Source organism: Aquimarina sp. 433 (assembly GCF_054054605.1).
Window position 1 is genome coordinate 212,922 of record NZ_JBSWZK010000004.1, and the last position, 22,208, is coordinate 235,129.

Annotated in this window: 13 protein-coding genes; 12 read left to right on the forward strand and 1 reads right to left on the reverse strand. The window is 32.8% G+C overall.

Translation table 11 applies throughout. The features are described 5' to 3' along the window. Positions 1–182: 182 nt before the first annotated feature. On the reverse strand, positions 183–317 hold the full coding sequence (locus ACWNT5_RS10355; protein WP_456517286.1) for a hypothetical protein: 135 nt from the start codon (positions 315–317) through the stop codon (positions 183–185). A 265-nt stretch (positions 318–582) separates the two neighbouring features. Here ACWNT5_RS10355 and ACWNT5_RS10360 point away from each other — a divergent pair, with 265 nt between their 5' ends. From ACWNT5_RS10360 to ACWNT5_RS10415, 12 genes are all read left to right on the forward strand, one after another. Further along, complete coding sequence (locus ACWNT5_RS10360; RefSeq protein ID WP_299600641.1) at positions 583–990, forward strand: prepilin-type N-terminal cleavage/methylation domain-containing protein; 408 nt, start codon at positions 583–585, stop codon at positions 988–990. Next, a complete protein-coding gene (locus ACWNT5_RS10365) occupies positions 990–1,472 on the forward strand; it encodes a hypothetical protein (RefSeq protein WP_456517287.1) in 483 nt (160 codons plus the stop codon). The genes ACWNT5_RS10360 and ACWNT5_RS10365 overlap by 1 nt, the downstream gene beginning before the upstream one ends. After that, complete coding sequence (locus tag ACWNT5_RS10370) at positions 1,472–2,887, forward strand: GspE/PulE family protein (protein WP_456517288.1); 1,416 nt, start codon at positions 1,472–1,474, stop codon at positions 2,885–2,887. Before ACWNT5_RS10365 ends, ACWNT5_RS10370 begins: the two co-directional genes overlap by 1 nt. 5 nt (positions 2,888–2,892) lie before the next feature. Then, the gene (locus tag ACWNT5_RS10375; protein WP_456517289.1) at positions 2,893–5,115 is read left to right on the forward strand and encodes a type II secretion system protein GspD; all 2,223 of its coding nucleotides are present in this window, start codon (positions 2,893–2,895) and stop codon (positions 5,113–5,115) included. Beyond that, positions 5,115–6,317 carry a hypothetical protein gene (locus ACWNT5_RS10380; RefSeq protein ID WP_456517290.1) on the forward strand — a complete coding sequence of 401 codons (1,203 nt, stop codon included), beginning with the start codon at positions 5,115–5,117 and terminating at the stop codon, positions 6,315–6,317. Before ACWNT5_RS10375 ends, ACWNT5_RS10380 begins: the two co-directional genes overlap by 1 nt. Then, the gene (locus ACWNT5_RS10385; protein WP_456517291.1) at positions 6,301–6,819 is read left to right on the forward strand and encodes a hypothetical protein; all 519 of its coding nucleotides are present in this window, start codon (positions 6,301–6,303) and stop codon (positions 6,817–6,819) included. Before ACWNT5_RS10380 ends, ACWNT5_RS10385 begins: the two co-directional genes overlap by 17 nt. A 537-nt stretch (positions 6,820–7,356) precedes the next feature. Continuing rightward, the gene (locus ACWNT5_RS10390) at positions 7,357–8,901 is read left to right on the forward strand and encodes a hypothetical protein (protein ID WP_456517292.1); all 1,545 of its coding nucleotides are present in this window, start codon (positions 7,357–7,359) and stop codon (positions 8,899–8,901) included. A 58-nt stretch (positions 8,902–8,959) separates the two neighbouring features. Next, a complete protein-coding gene (locus tag ACWNT5_RS10395) occupies positions 8,960–10,561 on the forward strand; it encodes a hypothetical protein (protein WP_456517293.1) in 1,602 nt (533 codons plus the stop codon). 163 nt (positions 10,562–10,724) lie between these two features. Beyond that, positions 10,725–11,258 carry an OmpH family outer membrane protein gene (locus ACWNT5_RS10400; protein ID WP_299600623.1) on the forward strand — a complete coding sequence of 178 codons (534 nt, stop codon included), beginning with the start codon at positions 10,725–10,727 and terminating at the stop codon, positions 11,256–11,258. A 148-nt stretch (positions 11,259–11,406) separates the two neighbouring features. Continuing rightward, a complete protein-coding gene (locus ACWNT5_RS10405; protein WP_456517294.1) occupies positions 11,407–12,012 on the forward strand; it encodes a hypothetical protein in 606 nt (201 codons plus the stop codon). A gap of 256 nt (positions 12,013–12,268) precedes the next feature. After that, positions 12,269–17,815: a hypothetical protein gene (locus tag ACWNT5_RS10410; protein ID WP_456517295.1), complete on the forward strand. Its 5,547-nt coding sequence runs from the start codon at positions 12,269–12,271 to the stop codon at positions 17,813–17,815. 26 nt (positions 17,816–17,841) lie between these two features. Further along, the gene (locus ACWNT5_RS10415; protein ID WP_456517296.1) at positions 17,842–22,203 is read left to right on the forward strand and encodes an RHS repeat domain-containing protein; all 4,362 of its coding nucleotides are present in this window, start codon (positions 17,842–17,844) and stop codon (positions 22,201–22,203) included. Positions 22,204–22,208 lie beyond the last annotated feature (5 nt).

Consider the following 22,208-nt stretch of genomic DNA (forward strand, 5'->3'; position numbering starts at 1 on the left):
ATACCATAATAGAATACCAATTAATGATGTCATGGACAGATCAATCGAGAATTATTTAAAAACGAAAACGTACGTCAGTCAGAGTGATTTTTGATAAAAAATTGTATCGAAGACAAGTTAGTTTTCTTATCCTCTTTTTATAATATTAAATGAAGCTAATCAAAATTGTATATCACAAAAACTTACTTTCTCCTCTTTTTATCAGATACTCCAAACTGTCTACGTGCTTTGATCTTATTGTATAGTAGAATAACAACAACAATCAACGCCAAAATAGCAAACCCTCCTCTACCCAATAGGTAATCGATAATGTCCATATATAAACTTTTAGACAAATGTCGTTGTTTAATATGATAGCTTACAACATCTTAACTAGAAATATGCTTTTACTGAAAATAAATTTAAAATAGTTAAAATAGAATTTTATTCGATTTTCATGGTAACAAATTTGCTCTTAAAGACACTATAATAATAAGTAGATATTTTAACTATAATCAATATAATGAATATCAGATTACTAAGTAAGTCAAAAAAGTATATTTTTGCAGACTTGAAACAGGAGTTCAGAAAAGCTATATCTATATGAGAAATAAAATATATAAGGTCAAAGCATTCAACCTTCAGGAAATGCTTTTGGTATTAGCAATAATTGGAATTTTACTTCTAATTGCGTTGCCAAATTTCTTGCCATTGATAGCGCAGACCAAAGCACAAGAAGCAAAGATTCAGTTGAAATCCATCAGTAGTATGCAGACCCAATATAGATATCTTAATTCGAAATATTCCAATGATTTCAATGAGATAAATTATGAAGCTCCTCTAACTGTTAAAAATGGTGGCACTGCAAATTATAGTTATGAAATGATCGAAGCTTCTATTTCCAATTTTAAAGCAAGAGCAACCGCAGTTGTTGACTTTGATGGTGATGGGATATTTAACGTATGGGAAATTGATCAAAATGGTAATCCTAAACAAATTACTAAGGACTAATGTTGTTGCTTAAAGGACTTATCATACTTAATCTTATCTATATTATAGTACAAGATATTAAGAATCGGAAAGTATATTGGTTTCTGTTTCCTAGTCTTTTGATGCTATTAGGATATTTACATTATAAAAATGTTCTTCCTATTCATTTTAAAAATTCTATTGTGATTAATATTGGAGTAATAGTTTCTATAATGCTTATCCTGTATGCCTATGCTAGAATTATCATGAAACGTTCATTTTTTAAAGACGTATTTGGTTTAGGAGACGCATTGTTTTTTACCGTATTGGCGGTTGCTTTTCCTACGATTAGTTTTATTATTCTATTTGTATTTTCAATACTTTTCTCTTTGTTTACTTGGTTAATTACTAAAAAGAATGCTAAACATGAAACTATACCATTAGCAGGATATATGTCATTGTTTTTTGTTTTTATTTTTTTGGGAAATTGGATTACAGACACTATTAATTTATATATAATATAATGAAAATAGATTCTTTTGAAATACCCGTAGATCTGAAGCAATTGATTACTCCTAATCAAGCTTTCCATTATCGAATCATTCCTTTTCTAAAAGAAAACGATATCGTGCAATTCAAAACTGATTCTAAAAACAGTGATGAATTAGCTAAAGAACTCTCTATCATATTAAATCATAAGATTACACTTATTTCTGAAACAACAGAAAATTTACAATCTTATCTTTCTTTAAATTATAGAAAAACAACTTCTTCTTCTCATCAAAAATTACACTACGAGGATAATTTTTTACAAAAATTAATCGCTACCGCAAAAGATTTTGGTAGTAGTGATATTCATATGGAACCTTATGAAAAATTTTGTAGAGTTCGATTAAGACTTGACGGGAAATTAAAAGAGCAGTATACTATTAGTAATAAAGAATATCCTCAATTAGTAAACCAAATAAAAATACAATCGGGGCTTGATATTTCTCAAAAAAGATTAGCTCAGGACGGTCGTATTACTTTTAAAAACGGTTCAGAAGAATTTGATATTAGGGTATCCACAATGCCTACATTACATGGAGAAAAAATAGTACTTCGTCTATTAAGTAGAGATACACAAGATATCCGATTAGAAGATCTTGGTTTTACAGATAAAGAATTAAAGCTTTATAGAGAAGCTACCAAAAAACCTCAAGGTATTATTTTGATTTCTGGTCCAACAGGGTCTGGTAAAACAACTACTTTATATGGTACTTTAAAAGAGCTTAACAAAGAGGTTTCTAATATATTAACGATAGAAGATCCAATAGAATATACATTAGAGGGAATAAATCAAGTACAACTAAGAGAAGATATTGAGTTTGATTTTCCTGCTGCTCTTCGCGCTTTCCTGCGCCAAGATCCAGATATCATTATGGTAGGTGAAATTAGGGATGACAAGACGGCAAATATGGCTATAAAAGCAGCTCTAACAGGTCATTTGGTATTATCTACAATTCATACGAACTCCGCTTGGGCTACTATTTCTAGACTTATTGATATGAAAGTTCCTTCTTTTCTATTAGCGAGTACATTAACCATGAGTATTGCACAGCGGTTAGTAAGAAAACTATGTACTCATTGTAAAACAGAAAAAAAATCAGAAGTTGAAGATTTTCCGTTAGGATATGATATCCCAGAAGAAATCCAGAACCACTACATCCCTGTGGGATGTAATTATTGTTACCAAACAGGATATTTAGGAAGAAAAGCTATATATGAATTACTTCCACTTACAAAAGAATTAGAAACCGCAATACGTCATAACGAAATTCAGATCGATGATTATATTGCTACCCAAAATATTGATACGCTACAAGATAATGCAATTCGCCTAGTAAGGGAAGGTGTAACTTCGGTTGAAGAAGTATATGCATTATTAGCTAATAACTAAGATTTATGAAAAAAAATATATTTTTAATATATCTCATTTTTAGTTTTGGAATACTCTCTTATGCACAAGATACTTTTCAAAATCAATCACAAGATAATGCTCGATTTCTTACTCTAGAAAATAAATTACAACTTCTAAGTGTAGAAGTACCTGGTTTAGCGGAGAAAGTGAACGTGAATATTTCTAATACTTCACTTCCTAATTTTGTACGGGCAGTTTCCCAAGTACATAAAATCAATATTAACCTTTCTAATGATCTTAATTCTATTTCTATTGTAAATGGTTTTAATGATGTTAATGTACAGGATCTTCTTCTATTCCTAGTTAAAGAATACCAATTAGATATAGAATTTACTGGCAATATTTTATCCTTAAAAAAATACAATCCACCTGCGGAAATAGCTCCAGAAAAAGAGCCTATCATTAATTATGATCTTGCAGCTGGAACTTTATCTACAGATCTTAGAAATGATCCTCTTCCTAAGGTTTTTCGAAAAATCACCGAATTCTCTGGCAAGAATTTACTTTTTACTCCAGAATTAAATTCTAAAAACTTAACACTATACATTAGCAATGTACCTATCGATTTAGCATTACAAAAATTAGCAGAAACAAATGATTTAATATTTAATAAAACTAAAGATGGGTTTTATGAATTCGAAGGTATTCCAGGAGTAAATGATGGAAATAACGCTACTTCTAGACAAAGAAGAAATCGAAGAAATACTAATTACAAAATTGTAGACACGCTACACAATGTTTTATCTGTAGATTTAAAAAATGCATCTGTAGCTCAATTAATAAACAATGTATCAGAAGATTTAGGGTTAAATATTTTTACAGCTTCTCCTTTAGAGAATGCTGGAAATGTTACCGTAAAAGCTGAAGCTATTAGTTTTGATGATTTATTAGTCAAAATTTTTGAAAGTAATGCTAACAGCAGTGCTACAAATAATACATCCAGTAATCAAAATAATCGAAATACAAATTCAAATACTCAAGGCAATTTCCAGAATACGAATACTACCACAAATAATTTTACTTTTAAGAAAGAAGGAAACGTATATTATTTCGGAACTGAAAATCAATTAACAGTTAAAAAGATCGAAATGATACAAATGATGCATCGATCAATCGCCATGCTTGGTGATGCTAATCCTGCTGGTGGTTTTGGAGGTAGCAGCTTTGGAAATAATAATTTTGTAACTGGAGGAACAAATTTTTTTGGAAATCAAGGTAATTCTAATTTCAATCAAAACAGAATTAATAACAGAAACCAAGGGAGTATAAATTCTAATATCGGAAGAACCAATGGTTCTGGCAATAACGATACGCAAGCGGGATCAATTTCTGATATTTTCCCTGCCTCTGTAACAGAAGGTTTAGATATAAAGATAGATACAGAATTAAATAGCTTTATCGTAAGTGGATCTGGGACAAGAGTAGAAAAATTCAAAAACTTTGTTAAGTATATAGATAAGCCAGTTCCTCTAATTCTTATCGAAGTTATGATTCTGGAAGTAAGTAGAAGTGCAACAGTCGAAGCTGGATTAGAATTTGGAATTGGAAAACAACCCAACACAACAGAAGGAGCAACTTTTCCTAACACAAACATTACCCTTGGTGCACAGACAATTAATAGAATCATCGGTGGTTTCGATGGTTTTGGATCTTTAAATTTGGGTAATGTAGTTCCCAACTTTTATATGGATATCAAGGCTATGGAATCTAACGGGAATGTCAAAATCTTATCCACTCCTAAACTAAGCACATTAAATGGTCACAAAGCATACTTGTCTAGTGGTCAAACAACGTATTATGCAATTACTAGTCAGAATATTTTTGGATCTCAAAATCCGCAAACCTCAGAAATTGTAAATTATCAACCAATAGATGCTGAATTGGCGTTAGAATTCAAACCTTTTGTATCGGGAGATGGTCAGATTACATTGGATATACAGGTAATACAGTCTAATTTTAGTGGAGAGCGAATTGCAGAAGATGCTCCACCAGATATTAATAGCAGAAGGTTCTCTTCTATTATGAGAATGCAAGCCAATGATGTAGCTATTTTAGGTGGAATCGAAGAAAAAATTAAAAATGATTCTGGATCTGGAACTCCTTTATTATCTAGGATCCCAATTATAAAATGGTTATTTAGTAAAAGAAGAAGAGAAGACTCCAAGAAAAAGTTAAATGTAATTATCAAACCAACAGTGTTCTATTAATGAACAGATTTAGATTACCATATAACCCTATAAAGAGATCTATCTATGCTTTTGAACATACCGAAGATGAAAACGGTACTATAATTATTGGTGTAGAAGTCGCTAAGAAAAATGGTGAATTAGATATTACAAAAAAATTCATGATTAATGATCTAAAAGATCTTCCTGAAAGTAATATCTCCTCAGCTCATTTGGTGATAACCGATAATCAAATATTAACTAAAGAAATTGTTACCAAAGGAACAGATCAGGAAATCGTATCTGAAGCATATCCAAATTTAGAGGTAGATAATTTTTATTATCAAATTCTAAAAACATCAGAAAAATCATTTATTTCTATCTGCAGAAAAACATATGTAGATAATATCATTTCGACATATAAAGATGCTAAAATAGCCATCACATCTATTGATCTTGGAAATCTTACAACTACAGCATTAATTCCTTTTATAAAAGATTCTAAAGTCTTAACTTTTACAGCAAGTATTACTATACAGAATGAAGAATTACTATCTATTACTCGAAATAATCAACAAATAGAACACTATGAAATTGATTCTTTAGTGATCCCTAGTTCTCATCTGTTACCCTTTGCCAGTATTCTACATAAAGTTTCTGGTATATCAAATATTTCTGGTAATGTTATCGAAAAGAATACAACTTTAGAAATAACACATAAAGAACTTCGATTTTTTAAAAAAACTTTATACTACGGGATTGGTTTTTTGCTCATAGCCCTACTCATTAACTTTTTTGTTTTTAATTCGAGCTATAAAAAATTACAAGAATTAAAAGAAGAAGAGCAAGTATATAACACTCAAAAAGAAACTATAAAAAAACAACAGCTTATAGTAAACACAAAGGAGAATATTGTACAAAGTATCCTTTCTACCGGATTTTCTAAAAGTTCATATTATGCAGATCAAATAATTCAGTCATTACCACTATCAGTATTATTAAAATCATATAACTATCAACCTGTTCTAAAAACATTAAGAAATGACAAACCGATTACTATTAAACAAAAAGCAATAGTAATAACAGGAGACTCTTTAGATAAAACAAGTTTCACTAATTGGATTCATAAAATTGAAGACCTAAACTTTGTGGACAAAGTGACTATTCTATCCTATGGAATACAGAAAAAAAAGACTGCCATTTTCGAAATTGAAATTAAACTGATTGATGACACAAAAAAATAAAAATATAATCCTAATAATAGCTTTACTACTGGTTTCATTTTTTGCTTATAAATATGGAATATCTAAAACTTTTGTTGTCAATGATCAGGTCCATACATTAGAAATGCAAAAGCATGCTTATGAAACGGCACCTAATCAACTGGCGGCACTAGCTAATAAAGAAAAACAATTAGATGAAATTTTAAAGCAGAACAATGTAGAGGGTAATTCTATCCAAAATAATTTATTAAAAGCTTTAAATACACTATCAAGTACTTCTAATTTTACTATTATAGCTTTCGAAGAGCCTCATATATATAAAGATGAAGCTTCACAAAAAACGAGTACTACCTATAATTTCACATTACAAGGATCTTACAGTTCTTTAATAAAAGTAATTTACGCTTTGGAACAAAGCTATAGTTTTGGTAATATTATTCATAATAATTTTGAAAAAAAGAAAAATTTCAAAACGGGGAAGAATCATTTACAATGCACCATTTTTTTACAGCGGTTAAATTAGTTCCTAACCGAAGACGAAGGTTATTAGCTGATAAAAAATAAATTCAAAACCTTGAGCATTCGATTCCTAACATCCAAAACCTGACTCCTAATTCTCTACTTAACTGGACTTCGGGAACCTCAGTCCTCGGACATCCGACTCATAACATCAAACGCAAGACTCCAAACATAGGATTTACGACATCAGACTTATCATACTTAACATTACTAAACTTATCTCGTGTGTAAGCCTTTTTGCTCAAAAAAATGAAGTCCAAACAGTCCAAATTTTAACACTATCAAAAAAAAATCAAAAAAAAGTCCATTTTTCATAGTAACATTTATCGTATTACTGACACTATAGTATATAACAAAAAATTAAGAGCCAGAAATTTATACATTATCAGACACTTTACATGAAAACAAGAAGAGCTAAACATTAGTTTTTAACATTTTTAAGCATTTGTTAACAAACATGTTTTTTCCTCATAAAAGTAATATACTGATATCTATATTTGCAGCTTTTTTAAAATAAACAATAAGGGGGAACAATAGGTCTATGAACAAATCAGTATTATTTGCTATAATTTTTACGTTTTTAGCATTGCCAACTTCGGCGCAAGTAAATTTAAATTCATCTAGTGGTCGAGTAAATGAAATCAAAACAGATTTTGTCTTCAAGATCGAAGATGCTCAATATACAAGACCACTACTCCAATCTGGCTGGTTATCAGGTATTGGTGATTATCTATCATTAAAACATGGTGGCGGAAATACCGAAGAAAACACTTATGGCCTTCGTATAAGTGATGCTAAAGGTTTTGATTTTGGAAAAAACAATTTTACAAATTCTTTCTTTAAAATTCAGACGAATGGTTATGTAGGAGTTGGCACGAGTAATCCCTCAACGAAACTTCATGTTTATAATGGAAGTTCTGGTGGTTCAACCCATGATTTTTCTGATTTAACAGTTGAGGATGATGATAATACTATGATCAATCTTTTATCTCCAAATAATAAAACCGGTTATTATGGATTCTCCGACACCGAAGATAATTTTGTCGGAGGAATGCAGTATGTCCACACTACTAACAGTATGATATTTAGAGTAAATAACCATGGTAGTGATGTTACTATAAATCAAGATGGAAATGTAGGAGTTGGCACAAATAGTCCCGCGGCAAGATTTCATGTTGTTGGAAATGGAGTTAGAGCTGATAAATTTTCGCTGGAAAGTATAAACGATTTAATAAACGATAGTCCGTGGTACGGTTTAGGAAGAGGGAATTTTAAAGGTCTTTCTAGCAATACAGACAAATCATCAGTTCAATTAGCAGGTTATTATGGGCTTCTATTAAAAACAGCAAACGGTTCTTTTGGTATACATCAAAATGGAAATATTGGGATCGGTACCACTAACCCAAGTGCAAAACTACAAGTAGAAGGTCAAACCAGAGTAGGGAGATCAGGAGTACTAACATTGGATTGGACTAACGAACCAAATTGGGGAGGAAGTTCTAACAAATGGGCTGGATATATTGGTTTTAATGCTACTAGAAATAATGAGGATCCAAAAGATAATTATAAAGGTCCGAATCGATATACTTCTAAAGGTGTTTTTGAAGGTTCTAACTATGGGTTTAGATGGTTATTCAGGAATCATAACAATTATGATTCTGATGCACAACACCAACTTTCTGAGTACATGCGTCTAACAAATAGTGGAAACCTAGGAATAGGAACCACTGCTCCAGATGCAAAACTTACGGTAAAAGGAGACATTCATACCCAAGAAGTAAAAGTAGATCTTAACGGAGCTGTGGCGCCTGATTATGTATTTCTAGAAGATTATGATCTAAAATCTATTGAAGAAGTAGAAGCTTACATCAATGATCAAGGACACTTACCGAATATTCCTTCAGCAGCAGAAATGGAAAAAAATGGTATCGAACTCAAACAAATGAATCTACAATTATTAGAAAAAATTGAAGAGCTCACATTATACACTATAGCTCAAGAGAAAGAACTACAAAATCAGAAAAATAAAAATAACGAGCTAGAAACACGTTTAGAAAAATTGGAAGCTCTCCTCACTAAAAAATAAGAAACGAAGACTTAGAAAAGATCATATTATTAATATACGACCAATATAAAATAAAACTATGAAAAGAAATCTTTTATTTCTTACTGCAATCATTTTATTCGTATTTAAGAGTTATTCTCAATTTACATTTACAAATAATGAAGCTCAAACAAACAATGAAATTGTTGCTCCCGTTATTCGTTTAAGTAATGAACTGAGACTCCCAAATACTTTTGCAGCAAACGACCCAACATTAGGAACAATTGACAACACTGGTTATGGTATTAACATCCATAAAACAGAAGGAATAGGTTTTGCGTTTAATAATATCCACAGAGTGTTTTTTACTCCAAATGGAAATATTAGAACTTTTAATAGTAACCCTTCTATTCATATAGAAGGTTCTGGAACAGGTAATTACCAAGGTGCTAATTTAATTCTGTCTGCTAAAGGTGTAACTACGGGAAATAGTCATGTATCAACATGGTTCATGACTCATCGGAATACCGATGGTACTGCAACTATAGAAATGCAAAGACGTGGTTTTAATGGAGAATACAATGGTTCTTTATTAAAATACAAAGATGGGCTAGGTTGGAGATTTGCTGTAGCTGCGAATAAAACATCTGGTTTAACAGAGGTATTAAGTATCAACCAAACTAAAAATGTAGGAATCGGCACTACAAATCCAGATGCAAAGTTAGATATTTATGGGGCAAATGGTAATTCTAACAACCTAATTTTATCTGCTAATTATGAAAACAAATATCGTTGGAGATTTAATACTCATGATAGAGGAAACGCCATTGACCTAGATATTACTGCTTCAGATAATAATGATACTCAGGAAGCAGTATTAAAATTATCTCGATCGACATCGGGAAGACCAGAATTTCAACTTCAAAACAACACAATCGTTGCTAACAATGGAAATGTCGGAATAGGTACACAAAGTCCTTCAGAAAAACTAGATGTAATAGGTACGATCCAAAGTCAAAAGTTATTGCTTAAAGATCCAAATAATACATCAGACTGGAATACATTATGGCAAAGTGGTTTTTATCAAAGTTACAATGCTGCAAATGTTCCTGAAGCTAATCAGTGGTTTTGGGGTATAAACATGAATCATAGTTCTAACAATGCAGATTATAGATATAACGGTCAAATTGTAATTAAAAACAACTCCGTACATCCAAGGATGTATTTTAGAAGCACAAACAAAGAAGGTACTGGAAATTGGGCCAGACTAGTACACAGTGTAGGCAATCAATATATTGAAGGCGCATTAGGTATTGGAACCGCCAATCCAGATGCAAAACTTACCGTAAAAGGAGATATTCATACTCAAGAAGTAAAAGTAGATCTTAACGGCGCAGTAGCGCCTGATTATGTATTTCTAGAAGATTATGATCTAAAATCTATTGAAGAAGTAGAAGCCTATATCAATGATCAAGGACACTTACCGAATATTCCTTCGGCAGCAGAAATGGAAAAAAATGGTATCGAACTCAAACAAATGAATCTACAATTATTAGAAAAAATTGAAGAGCTCACATTATACACTATAGCTCAAGAGAAAGAATTGAAAGAAGCAAAAGATAAGATTCAAGGTTTAGAAAATAACAACCAAGAACTGGAAAAAAGATTAGCTAAAATTGAAGAATTAATCAACAAAAAATAAAAAAAGTAAGAATCATAACAAAAATAAGATAAAAGTCGGAAGATAGAAGTCAGAAGACCGAGGATAAAGCTCCGTTTTGGAACACAATTAACATCAAGCTCCTGACAACAAACTTAGGACATCGAACACCTGACAACTGTCAGTTAAAACAAATACAAAACAAATGAACAAATTAGCACTACCCATCTCCATTATAGCACTTGCCATTGCAGTAGCATCTTTCTTTTACCTACAATCTTCATCAGATTTAGTCTATGTAGATGTAAATAAACTTTTAGATGGTTATAAACGAACCAAAATTGTAAAAGCGGAATTTGATGAGAAAGCAAAAACCATGAAGTCTAATGTAGATAGTTTATTAGCAGATTGGCAAAAAGAACTAAAAACATATGAAAAAGAGCGCAGTAGCCTTAGTAAAAAGGAACTAGAGCTAAAACAGCAGTTATTAGGAAATAAACAACAACAGATTAACAATTATCAACAAGCTGTACAAAAGCAATTACAAGACGAAGACAAAAAAGTAACACAAACAGTTATCAATGATATCAATGATTTTGTAAAAGAATACGGGAAAAAAAATGGATACAAAGTCATTTTTGGTGCCACTGGAAATGGAACTATTATGTATGGTGAAGAAGGTGCAGATCTAACAGATAAAGTGCTGGAAAAATTAAATGCCGAATTCGAAGGGAAGTAGTAATGTTGGATTACAGAAGAAGGAAGTCCGAAGTCAAAAGACAAAGGTTGGAAGTTAGGGGTTCGAAAACAAAGCTTTGCTTTACAACACCAAAACATCTGTCATAGGTCACCAAACTCCTGACTTTAAACATCAAACTAAAAACACTATGAAACAAACAATATATATCATACTAACAACTCTGATGCTCACCTCCTGCTCTAGCAGAACTTTTAACAGCAAAGAAGAGTTGTGGGAATATATTAATGATCCTAAAAATGAGTATATACATACCAAAACAGTAAATGGAGTTGATTTTTCATTAGTGTATAAACCTACAGATATCTTAGTAGATCAGGAATTAAGTGGCCAGGCCACCGCTAAAGAGATCGACAGCTTAAGAAATAAATACAGAGAATATCTCTATTTCAACCTATCGATGTCTAAAAACAATAAGGAGTTACTAAGCAATGTAGCTGGAAACAAGCAACAATTTGGTGCAATGGTAAATCAGCTAGCCTTCGGAATGGAACAGAAAATACATTTCTGTACACCCAAGAAAGATACTGTAGAAATTGCTGATTACATCTATCCTAGAATGTATGGTATGAGTGGAGCAACAACAATTTTATTGGTATATCCTAAAGAAAAGATAGTAACAAATCAAGAGTTCATGACACTCAGTATTGAGGACCTTGGGTTTTACACGGGCGAAGTAAAGTTTAAAGTCCCCACAAAAATATTTAAAAACGAATTAGAACTAGCTTTTAAGTAAGAATGAAAAGAGTTAGATATAAAAAGTCACAAGGCCGATATCAGATGTTTGAAGACAGAGGATCCAAGTCAGGGGTCAGAGGTCAGAGATTGGAAGACAAAAGGCAAAGCTTTGCTTCGCAACACCAAACATCGAACATCAGACATCCAAAATCGGGCACCAAACCTCAGTCAGCTCACACCTGACATCCAACATCCAGCATCCTGAGCTTGTCAAAGGAAAAAACAAAAAAAGTAAAACATCAAATCATAAGCTGATGAGAAAACAGAACACAGAACATTTTAAAATTTCATATAAATCTATACTTACAAGTTTTATATGTTCTTTTATTCTATCGTTAAATAGTCTTTTTGCACAGGGACCCAACGCGCCAGAAGCAGCCGCTTTTGAACCCGTAGATGCAACAGATATGGTAAATCTATTAACCGGAGATTTAACTTATGTAATTCCAATACTAAACGTTCCTTCTCCTGAAGGTGGCTATCCATTGGCATTATCATATCATGCAGGTATTGCCATGGATCAAGAAGCCTCTTGGGTAGGATTAGGTTGGAGTTTAAATCCTGGCGCGATAAATCGTGGTGTCAATGGATATCCAGATGATTGGAAAAATGGTCTTATCCAAGAAAGTTTTTACGATGTTGGTGGTTCTGAAACTACTCATTCTATTGGTTCAACTTACACAACAATAGCTGGAGGTTGGACCTTTGGACATACTAGTTCATATAATTCAAACAAAGGTTTCGGAGGTTCTGTAAGTATAGGATATGGTATTCCAGATGGCGCTGGTGGTATAATTGGTGCTGGGGCGACCGCTGGTATACGACCTGGAGGTCAATTCTATGGATCCGCAAATGTAGGTTATACTTCTTCCTTTGGAATTTCGACTGGTATTAATGTTGGTACTAGCGGAGTCGGAGTAAACGCAGGATATAATTGGGGAAATAATCAGATTTCTGTGGGATATAATAGTAGCTACGAAGGAGAAAACTCCTTATCCATTACCTACGGTAAAGGAGAGTCATTTAAAAAATCTGGTGTTGGTGTTAATTTTTCCTCACGTGGAATATCCGTGAATGGAAAATTAGGTGGAATTGGAATTGGGTCCAATATATCATTCATGAATTCTATAAATATGAATGATTACAATGTTGAACAGGATAATGAATCTTATTCATTAATGGTTGGTACACCTATTGGAATATTTAGTTTAGGTTATAATAAACAAAAAGTAGAATGGTATTTAAACTCTCATAAATCAAGTAATGTTAGTGGTGCGTTATATTTTGGAGATGCTATAAAATATGAATGTGAAGTGGAGTACATTTTCAATACTTATTATGGTCAACCACGAAGATACAAGTCAATAGCTTATGTAGATTCTCCAGATGAATGTAGCTGTAGTAACTTACAAGGTAGTTCTAGCCTTTTTATTTGTACCGATACTAATTTAGTTTCTTCTAGTCCAACAAATGGAGGTAAATATTTCATGGATGTAAATGAGGTTGGAGTAACTAACGGATCAAGAGAACTTAACAAAAATAATGCAATGTTTCCAGCTTTTGATTCTTTTAATGTTTCTGCACAAGGATTATCTGGATCAATGACTCCAAGAATATCCAGAACGGGAACATTATTAGGATTACATAGAAATTTTGCTAATTCAAATCTTTTTGAAGTCAATTACAACCTGTCATCTTATTCTGGATTCCATAACAACAACTCTCAGAACAAACCAGAAGTTAATTTTTATTTCAACAATCAATATTCTTCATCTTTAAACATTGAGCCAGCTTCATTTAACACTAATATATCCCATTCTGATATTTATGATCACTATAATACCTCGTCTGGAACAATGTCATCTTCAAGAAAAAAAGACGGTCGTTTTGTATCCTATTATACTCTTAAGCAGATAAAAGACGGGACAGCTGCGTCAGATGGACTTTTATTACCATATGAATATGATGTAGAAAATGCTACAAATGGTGTGGGTGTGTATGATGGAATGTTTAACACTGGTGAATACAGTGATAGCGCAATTGGTGGTTTTAAAATTGTAGCACCAGATGGAAAGACTTATCATTATTCACTACCTGTATTTAATCTAAATACTAATATTAGAACAATAGGTGCAGTACAAAATAAACCAGAAAGAGAATCTTATTTTGAAGTTAGACAAGGTGCCTACGCTACACATTGGTTATTAACAGCGATAACCGGCCCTGACTATGTAAATACTCAACCTAATACAAGAAACTTCCCAGACGGCAAGGACATGGGGTATTGGGTGAGGTTTGATTATGGAAAATGGACTAATAATTCTGTTTGGAAGCTACCTTATGCTGAAGAATACAGCATATCAGAAGATAATCCTAACGTAAAAACTAAGACATATGGAAAAAAACAGCTTTATTATCTTGATAGAATAAAAACAAGAACACATAGCGCAATATTTGTTAAAAATACTAGAGTGGATTACACGAGCCCAAACTGGGAAAGGCATGTTTTTCAAGCAAATGGAGCACAACCTACTTCACAATTTTTCGATGAAATTAGATTTAATATACCAGAACAAAAATCTTTAAAACTGGAAAAAATAATTCTTGTAAAAAATGAAGATGATTTAATAAATAAAACACTTGGTAATTCTCTACCGAGCACAGGCACTATTTTTAATTCTATAACAGAAGAATCTATTCCGGATTATAACTTACAAGATAATATTATAGATGTAGGAGATAATATTTCTGAAACAATAGATAGTGCAATTAAAATAATTGATTTTGCTCCTCATTACTCTTATGATCTAGCTAAAGGCTCTCCGAATTCTTTAAATGGTAGGTTAACACTAAATGGATTATCAATTAAAGGAAAAAAAGGTAATCAACTGATTCCTCCTTATAAATTCAAATATTCAAACAACGTAAACTTTGATTATGACAAAAAGGACCTATGGGGATATTATGAAAATGGTCCTGAAACATGGTCTTTAAATAAAATAATCACTCCAACTGGAGGAACTATTGATATAAATTATGAATCAGATGATTATGATATTGCAGTAGCGGAAACTGGAAGAATTTTTAATAAACATCTGAAGTTCACTTTTTTTCCAGACGAATTACCGCTCGTAAACGGTACACCAACCAAAATAAAACTAAAAATTGAAGTTGATGACCAAGATAGTTCTACATCTAACTTTTTACTTTCGGATTATTTTAACCCTAATAAGAAAATTCACGTAGATATTTGGTTTTCAACCATAAGTATGAATATTGCCAGTCCAACACAAAGGTTAATACCATCAATTGATATTAAACCTCAAAAGGCAAGCATTGTATCGATGAATACTTCGGATAACTCTATGATTATTGAGGTTGAAGCAATCGGAAAATTGAATTATAACTCTAATACTTTAGCTAAAATCTTAGACGCAGTTCCAATATCAAGTGTAACAGGATCAAACAATTATACTGAAAACCAGAAAAAGCCTAGACCTTTAACTGCTTCTAATTCGACACGAGCATATTCTTTGATTCATAATATAATTTCGAATAAAAGACCTGAAGGCAATGTTGGTGGAGGTTTAAGAGTAAAAGAATTAAGTATTTTAGATGGTGTAAAAGTTTACAAAACGCAATATTTATATAACAAACCGAATTCAGCGGAAAATCCAAACAATTCTAATTATACCTCATCAGGAGTTATTAGTTATTTACCTTTCCCTTCTACCTCTGATCAACCTTTTTCATACGGTTCAGAACTACCCACACCAACTCCGATGTATGAATATGTAACAGTAAAAAGTGGAGTTAATTCAACTACTAATAGCTTTATTAATAAAACGACATACAAGTTTAAAGTATTAGAAGAAAAACAACAGGATAAAATTAAGTTTGGTGATTTGTTCGAAATTTCGGAGCAAACAAATCTAAATAATTACAATAATAATATCCAAAAGAATGTAAACATAAAGAGTTATGAATTAATAGACAATTTTGCATGTTTAGGGCAAATATTGGAAATAAATCATTTTAATAATAAGGAACAGTTATTATCTAAAACTATAAATGAATATGCCTCAAGTAATGAAATAAGTCAGGGCATTATCAAAGAATCTTTCCAGTCTTATAAAGATATTAATTATAGAAGTTCGGATATTCAGGATGAATGGTTAATAAATACTTCAACTAGAATTATATATCCTTCTTTATTAAAAAGTACAACCACTATTACTAATGGCTATACTAGTACTACAAATTTCATTAGGCATGATAATATTTCTGGGCAATTATTAGAAACCCAAACTAAGTCAAGCACTGGTTTAGAATTTAAGACTAAAATTGTTCCTGCATATCATATAGATAAATATTCTAATAACGTAGAAGGATATAGTATGGGGGCAAAAGTAAACAACCCCACTAATAAAAATATGTTATCTCAAACAGCAGTAACATTAACGCAGATTAAAAATAATACTGGTGACTGGGCTACCATTAATGCAAATATAAGTACTTGGAATAACAATTGGACTTATCAAAACTATGACGGATCCACTTCTACTCCAACTAATAATGCAGAAAAAATCTGGCGTAAACATCAATCTTTTGTTTGGAAAGGTGAAGTTGATGTTGATGGAGTATATATAGGTTATACTGGTGAGGATGATAACTTTAATTGGTTTAACCCTGACAATCAAAACAATATAGAATGGATCAAAACTTCTGAAGTTAGTTTATATGATCATTATTCAATGCCTTTAGAATCGATAGATATCAATGACAATAAATTAAGTACTAAAATGGGAGATGATGAATCCAAAGTATTCGCAGTTGCGAATGCTGGATATAATCAAATGTTTTATTCTGGAGCTGAGGATCTTGTTGAAAACACCAATTATTTTAGTGGTCAAGTGAGTAAAGGCAATACCGCTACCCTGTCCGACACCTATCATACAGGAGCTAAAGGTGTACAAGCTGCTGCTAATGTAAAAGCTTTTGCCGTAAACCCAGAAGCTGGAAAATACAAAATCTCTGTTTGGGTATACAAAGGTGCTAACAACAATTATGTAAATACAAAAGTGAAAGCTGCTAATGCTGTGATCTCTTATCATTCTGGAGAAGTAATTCCAGCAGGCGATTGGGTACAATTGAACTTTTATACGCAAGATATTGGAAACGCTCAAGAAGTGTATGTATATAATACATCGGGAACAACTATTTATGATGATTTTAGAATGGTTCCTTTTACCTCTTCTATGACAAGTTATGTCTATAATGATTGGGATGAACTTACCTATATCATTGGCGCAAACAATATGGCTACGAAATATGAATATGACGACGCTGGAAGACTTCATAAAACATATTCAGAGGTGATGGATACTCCAGGAATTCCTGGCGGTTTTAAACTAAATAGTGAAATCAATTATAACTATAGTACACCTATCAATACGAATGTTACAAATCCAAATGCATTAACACTATCCATAGGAGTAAGTAACTACAATATATCCTCGCCTACGCTTACAGCTACAGCAAATGGAGGTACTTTTGAGTATGAATATCGTTGGGCCATTGGTAACAACCCAAATACTTTAAGTTATGGGTCTTGGTCAAGTTCTAACACACGCAACATTTTCACAGAGTGCGGACCAAACGGAAGAGTACATTACAAATGTCAGGTACGTGATAAAAACACAGGTGATACGAAAGAAACGATAGGCAATCATCAAAAACAAGGATGTGGAGATGATGATGATGATCCAAATGATCCTGATGGGAATCCAATACAACAATAATCAATCAATTTAAATTAAAAGAAAAAATGATACATTTTCATAAATACATTAGCTGTCTTTTCTTACTAATGTTATCCTTTGTGGGTACAGCACAGGATTTAAATTGGTATAAAAATTCAGGAATAGAAACTGGTACAAACAATACACTTACAGGTAATGCACAAGTATTGTCTTTAGAAGTCTTACCAGAAGGAACGTCAACAGGATACTTCGAAATCACTAATTTTAAAATTGATGGAAACAATATCGCTGGTTTCTTAGAAACTAGATATTCTGATGTTACTATATTCCTTTCGCAAACTTCGATTACAACCTTAGACGATCGAAATGCATATTCTATTAAAATTCTTAACGAAGGTAGAAGCGATGATCCTTTTTCATCATCTTACAAAGTCGTTGCCAAAAAACCCGATGGATCGATTATTGGGACACTAACCAATATAGCCCCACAAACATCAGATCGATTACGAATAGAAAAAATCAATGCTACACAAATACGTTTCTCTTATAATTCGCAAGTATTAGGAACCGTTACCGATTCAAACCTATCTTGGCTTCGTGCTGGATATGCAGGTAATCTGAGTGCCGATGTTTTTCCACCTAGAGTATTATCCTGTATTTATAGCCAACAAGGATTTAGCATTACAGACAATAGTTATGGTCCTTTTTCGGTGACCGATACCGACAAAAATTGGGTTTCCGTAAATACCTATGGTATTACCGAAAATCAAATAGGAAATTTAACTGGTGCAAGTGTTACCTATTATGATGATATTGGTAAAACTACTCAATCTCAAGTCTTTGATAAAAAAGGAAAGAAAACTTGGGCTAGTGAAATTAGGTACGACCATCAAGGAAGACCTGCTGTCAGTACGCTAACAGCTCCTATTGGGAATGCTGGAAGCTTTAGTCACAAAGATGGTTTTATCAAAAAAGAAGGAAATGCCAATTTCAATATTTCTGATTATGAAAAAGAAGATATAGAAAACCCGACCCCTGTTACTAATGAGGAAAATACGCTTGGGTGGTACTATAGCAATAGTAATAATAGTGACCCATATCAAGATGTAACAGATCGTCCCTATTCCAGAACTATTTATAGTGAACTTAATCCTGGGACAGCTTTAAAAACGATTGGTGGAAACAAAATGGGAGACGAATGGAAACAAGGATATGTGTTTTCTATGCCTGCTGGGAATGAACTCTCTCAACCGAACGCCTTTGGAGAAACTAAATACAATGATTACAAAATTATAAAAACAGTTTCCAGAGATGTACATGGGGTAGAAAGTGTAGTATTTACAGATACAGATGGTCGTACACTAGCAGCTGCAAGAAGTGGTAATGAAAAAGGCGGAATTGATAATTCCAGAACATCTACAGTTACTATTGGAGAACAAAAATTTGTAGATATCCATATTCCTGTAGGCTTGCAAGGTATAACAGTGACCAATGAAAACTTCGGAAATTTATCGAATAACCATTGGTTCGAAGTTTATGATTTAGTCTCAGAACAAAAAATCACTACAGCTTTTGGAAGTTTACCTAGCGGATTTTATAGAATATCCTATGTAGCTTCTGGTACTCCTACAATACAAGTAACCTATCCAGAAAACTACTATGATTATAGCCTGAACGAATATGACAAAGTGGGTAGACTAATCAGTAGTAAGCAACCCTTACAGCAACTAGAAAGCACTTTTCAATACAATACGTTAGGGCAACTAGTGTTTTCTCATAGTCCAGATGAAGGTGATGCTTGGTTTAAGTATAAAGATGACGGGCAAATACGATTTTCGCAAAATAGTAAACAAAAAGATTCGCATTCATTTTCCTATACCAACTATGATCAATTAGGTAGACCTGTAGAAAGTGGAGTCTTTTATCCAAAACCGGTTAGTGACGTTTTTTCTAATATCGATCCTAACGAGGATTTATCAATTCTTGGAATAAGATCCGAAGTACATACTACTACCTATGACGTATTATCATCAGATGATTTAGATTATCTCGCTAATATACACAGCAGTTATGCCAATCCTTCTTTTTTAAGTGGTAATGTAGCAAAAACTTATAACGAGAATACCACTACCTACTATAGCTATGATATTTATGGAAGGGTACAATGGATAGTACAAGACATTAAAGATTTAGGAGATAAGACGATTGATTACGAATATGACCCTATTACCAGTCAGGTAAGCCGTGTGCTCTATCAAAAATATGGTACAACAGACTTGTTTATCCATAGATATACCTATGATAAAGATGATTATAGTTTAACCAAAGTGGAAACCTCTACCGATGGATCCACATACAAAGAGCATGCGGAATATAGCTATAATGAAACAGGAGCTCTAAAACGTTTAAATTTAGCACAAGGATTGCAAGGAATTGATTATGTATATAATTTAAACGGTGCGCTAAAAAGTATCAATAGCCCAAATCTTACGGCTACATCGGATCCTGGTGGGGATAACAATGATCTTTTCGGGATGAATATTCATTATTATAAAGATGATTACAAGAGAACAGGAACCCCAAGAACTATTCCTTCTACTGCTAATGGTATTGAACAATACAATGGAAATATCAAAGCCATCACCTGGAAAACCACAAATATAGATGATAACAATCCGGATACGTATTACTACACCTACAACAAAAATAATTGGTTAACAGGGGCTAGTTTTAATACACAAGTAAATGAAGCAGATCCATCTATCCAAATCGAAGAAACCAGAAGTCAAACTGTAACAGAAACCGAAGATGTAGAAGCCAGAGCTACGGTACTACTAAAACCAGGATTTAACATCGTAGCCTCTAGCTCTAAAACTTTTAGTGCCCGCATTGCTACCGATGGAACTGTGCAAGGAAACGGAGACTATAATGTATCAAACATTACCTATGATGCTAATGGAAATATCCAATCCCTAAATCGTAATAAAGATACGTATCAGGGAAGTAATGCTATGGATCAACTATCTTATACTTATAAAACGGACAAACCGAATCAACTACTCAGAGTAGATGATGCTGCGGGAGAAGTTGATGGAGCAGATGATATAGGAGATCAGATTACTCTAGAAAATTATAAATATAACAAAATTGGACAATTAATAGAAGATTGGGAGTATGTAACTCCGGAAGATCCTGAAAATGTCATACGTTATTCATACAATGCCAGTGGATTGGTTACAGAAGTATCTAAAAAAAATGTAACTTTAGTTAAGTTCTTTTACAATGATAAAAACCATAGAGTTCGCAAAGAATCTTATAATCCCAATAGCAGTGCAGTAAGCATAACGTATTACGTAAGAGATGCTGCGGGAACCGTAATGGCTATTTATAATAAACTAGACGCAAATGTGCCTGGTGGAGGGGCTAGTCCTCAAATTGCAGAGCATACTATTTATGGCGCTAGCCGATTAGGTGTTTATAAAAGAGGATTGTTTGGCGAAGGTAACAGCTATTATGAACTTACAGACCATTTAGGAAATGTACGTGCGGTGGTAGGTAGAGATAAAGATAATAATCCTATTGCAATGACAACGGCCACAGATTATTATCCTTTTGGTATGCCAATGCCAGGGCGAATACAAAATGGTAGTGAGCAATATAGATATGCATACCAAGGACAGGAAAAAGATACCGAAACCGGGAAGGAAGCCTTCCAACTTAGATTATGGGATAGTCGTATAGGAAGATGGTTGACTACAGATCCGTATGGAGAGTTCTCTTCGCCCTATCTTGGTATGGCTAACAATCCTATCAGAATAATTGATCCAGATGGCGGGTGTACTTCCTGTCTATCATTTGAAACATTAAGGGGCATTAATGAATTCGTTTCTTATCGAACAACTGGAAATCCTTTTACCTATCTAAAAGATGATTTCATTCAATTAGATGAAGTTTATTTAGGCTTGTTAGACAGAATTGAAAGTAGGGATCAACTAGACCCATCGACCGTAGGACATAATATTTTTTATCTAACATATCCTGGAGGAAATAACCCTTTAACTTATAATGGAGATTATACATACACTGCAATCCCCAAAGATTTATCGGGGTATCCAGCAATTGGTCATGATCGGAGATATGACAATCTTAATATCGCGGGTGCATCTGGATTATTTACTGATACTAGAGCAATTGGTGCAGACTGGAAATTCGTTTCAGAAGAATTAGAAATAGCTGGAAATCCAGTTTTACCATTAAAAACAAGATTATATGCTGGTACTTTAGGAGTTGGTTTAGGATTAGCAGCTTTACCAAAAACTTTAGTTAAATTAGCCGAACCAAATGGAGTTGGAATGATGGAAATAGAAATTTATTACCATCTCAGTAGTCATGGTGTAACGAATGCTCCAGATAAACCGATAAGATAATAAAC

Bases quoted from the DNA above. Each gene is read 5' to 3' on its own strand.
- ACWNT5_RS10355 (WP_456517286.1), bottom strand. From the start codon at position 317: ATGGACATTATCGATTACCTATTGGGTAGAGGAGGGTTTGCTATTTTG.
- ACWNT5_RS10360 (WP_299600641.1), top strand. From the start codon at position 583: ATGAGAAATAAAATATATAAGGTCAAAGCATTCAACCTTCAGGAAATG.
- ACWNT5_RS10365 (WP_456517287.1), top strand. From the start codon at position 990: ATGTTGTTGCTTAAAGGACTTATCATACTTAATCTTATCTATATTATA.
- ACWNT5_RS10370 (WP_456517288.1), top strand. From the start codon at position 1,472: ATGAAAATAGATTCTTTTGAAATACCCGTAGATCTGAAGCAATTGATT.
- ACWNT5_RS10375 (WP_456517289.1), top strand. From the start codon at position 2,893: ATGAAAAAAAATATATTTTTAATATATCTCATTTTTAGTTTTGGAATA.
- ACWNT5_RS10380 (WP_456517290.1), top strand. From the start codon at position 5,115: ATGAACAGATTTAGATTACCATATAACCCTATAAAGAGATCTATCTAT.
- ACWNT5_RS10385 (WP_456517291.1), top strand. From the start codon at position 6,301: ATGACACAAAAAAATAAAAATATAATCCTAATAATAGCTTTACTACTG.
- ACWNT5_RS10390 (WP_456517292.1), top strand. From the start codon at position 7,357: ATGAACAAATCAGTATTATTTGCTATAATTTTTACGTTTTTAGCATTG.
- ACWNT5_RS10395 (WP_456517293.1), top strand. From the start codon at position 8,960: ATGAAAAGAAATCTTTTATTTCTTACTGCAATCATTTTATTCGTATTT.
- ACWNT5_RS10400 (WP_299600623.1), top strand. From the start codon at position 10,725: ATGAACAAATTAGCACTACCCATCTCCATTATAGCACTTGCCATTGCA.
- ACWNT5_RS10405 (WP_456517294.1), top strand. From the start codon at position 11,407: ATGAAACAAACAATATATATCATACTAACAACTCTGATGCTCACCTCC.
- ACWNT5_RS10410 (WP_456517295.1), top strand. From the start codon at position 12,269: ATGAGAAAACAGAACACAGAACATTTTAAAATTTCATATAAATCTATA.
- ACWNT5_RS10415 (WP_456517296.1), top strand. From the start codon at position 17,842: ATGATACATTTTCATAAATACATTAGCTGTCTTTTCTTACTAATGTTA.